We start from the raw sequence: 1,947 nt of genomic DNA on the forward strand, positions 1-1,947 counted from the left end.
GGTCAGGACCAGGTGGCTGCCCGGGAGAGGTCCAGCCTTCGGCACCCGGCCGTGCGGGTGCCGGCGCCCCGCCTCAGCGGACGTCCACCTCGTGCTGACCGGCGGGCAGTTCGCTCTCGGCGCCGTCCTGGGCGACCAGCAGGATCGGCACGGGGCTGTCGATGCGGGCGCCGGCACCGCTGATGCGGACCTCCACCGGGCCGTGCGGGGTGGGGACGGCGCCGGCGATCTCGTGCAGGCGCCCGGGGCGCGGGGCGATGCGCACCCGCGCGTACCCGGGCAGGTCGGGGGTGATGCCCAGCACGTGGGTGATCAGGTCGCGGGCGGGGGTGGAGCTCCAGCCGTGCACCGGGGTGCCCCAGCCCCAGCACTCGCCGAAGGTGTCGTAGCCCTCGACCAGGAACTGCTCCCAGTCGCGCACCAGGTCGATCAGCAGTTCGCCGCGCCCGGCTGCGGCGACGGCGTCGTGCACGACGTGGCTGAAGTACGGCTCGGCGCGCACCACCTGCTGCTCGACGTCCCAGTCGATGCGCTGGACGCCGCGGGACTGCTCGGCCATCTTGGCGAAGCTGTACCCGGCGGTGTCGTAGTCACCGATCCAGGAACGCACCACCACCCGCTCCGGATCGGTGATGCGCTCGACGATCCGGGCCCAGCGCTCGCGCGGGGCCAGGCCGGAGACGATGACGGCGGCGTTGGTGGCCTGCGAGACGGCGGGTCGGCGCTGCCCGTCGACGACGTGGTCGACGTAGACCCCGCGCTGCTCGTCCCAGAAGTCCTCCAGGCCGTCCGCGGCGGCGGCGTGCAGGGCCCGTGCCCACGCGGCGGACCCGGGGTTGCCGGCCGCCTCGGACAGTTCGGCGAACTCCGCGAGGCTGCGTGCCCACAGGCCCGTCAGCGCCGCGCTGCGCCCGCTGAGGTGGATGCTGGACCAGTCCACCAGGTTCCACTCGGGCACCTCGGCGATCGTGCCGCGCTGGTCGAGGTAGGTGGTGTACCAGCGCAGGATCCGCTCGACGGTGGGCAGGTGCGTCCGCGCGCGCTCCAGGTCACCGTCGTGGCGGTGGAGCACGTGCACGCCGTGCGTCCAGCTCAGCGACCAGTCCGGGATGGTCAGCCCGCCGCCGGCCTCGACCTCGCCCGCCACGACCATCGGCAGGATGCCGTCCGGGCGGGGGGAGTCGCCCAGTTCCACGAAGTTGGCCGCCAGCCCCCAGTCGGCGTTGGTGACCAGGTCGACCTGCTGGTGCACCACGCCGTCGCCGACCCAGGCGCGCTGCTCGCGGGTGGGGCAGTCGGTGTAGGCGTCCAGGGAGTTGGCCTGCACGGTGCGCACCCCGGCGCGGTACAGGATCTCCAGCACGGGGTCGCTGCTGGTGAAGTAGGCGCCGCCGGTGCGGGGGTAGAGGTGCTCACGCACCTGCACCCGCGAGATCGTCACCTCCGCCTCCGCCACCTGCACCTCGTCGTCGCCCTGCTGGTCGGCATCGCCCGCGTGGACGACCAGGTGCAGGTGGCGCAAGCCGTTGACCTCCAGGGCCTCGAAGGTGCCCTTCCCACCGGCGCAGACGTAGCGGGCCCCGGTGGCCGGGTCGAGCTGCGCCGCGGCCGGGTCGGCGCGCAACGCCTTCTCGCGGTAGTGCAGCTCCACCGCGGTGCCCGCCGGGGCGTCGACGTCGACCTCGACGAACCCGACGACGATGCGCCCGAAGTCCACGGCCAGGTGCTGCACCCGGCCGCGCTCCAGCGGGAAGCGGACCGGCAGCTCGGCGGCGTCCGTGCTCGTGGCGGTTCCTGCGGCGGGGCGTGCAGCGCCGTCCTGGCCCACGGCCTGCAGCACGCGGGGGACGGGGTGATCGCTGGACCAGGCGGGCGCCGGGTGGCTGGAGACCGCCGACACCCGGGCGGGGGAGACGCGCTCGCCGACCAGGTGGGAGATGCCCCGCG

General features: G+C 74.5%; 1 protein-coding gene. It reads right to left on the bottom strand.

From position 1 onward, the window contains the following. Nucleotides 1-73: 73 nt before the first annotated feature. On the bottom strand, nt 74-1,947 hold a 1,874-nt coding region (locus tag GTQ99_RS22655), incomplete at its 5' end, for a family 78 glycoside hydrolase catalytic domain (RefSeq protein WP_166617926.1).

The organism is Kineococcus vitellinus (genome assembly GCF_009906315.1).
Taxonomy (GTDB): domain Bacteria; phylum Actinomycetota; class Actinomycetes; order Actinomycetales; family Kineococcaceae; genus Kineococcus; species Kineococcus vitellinus.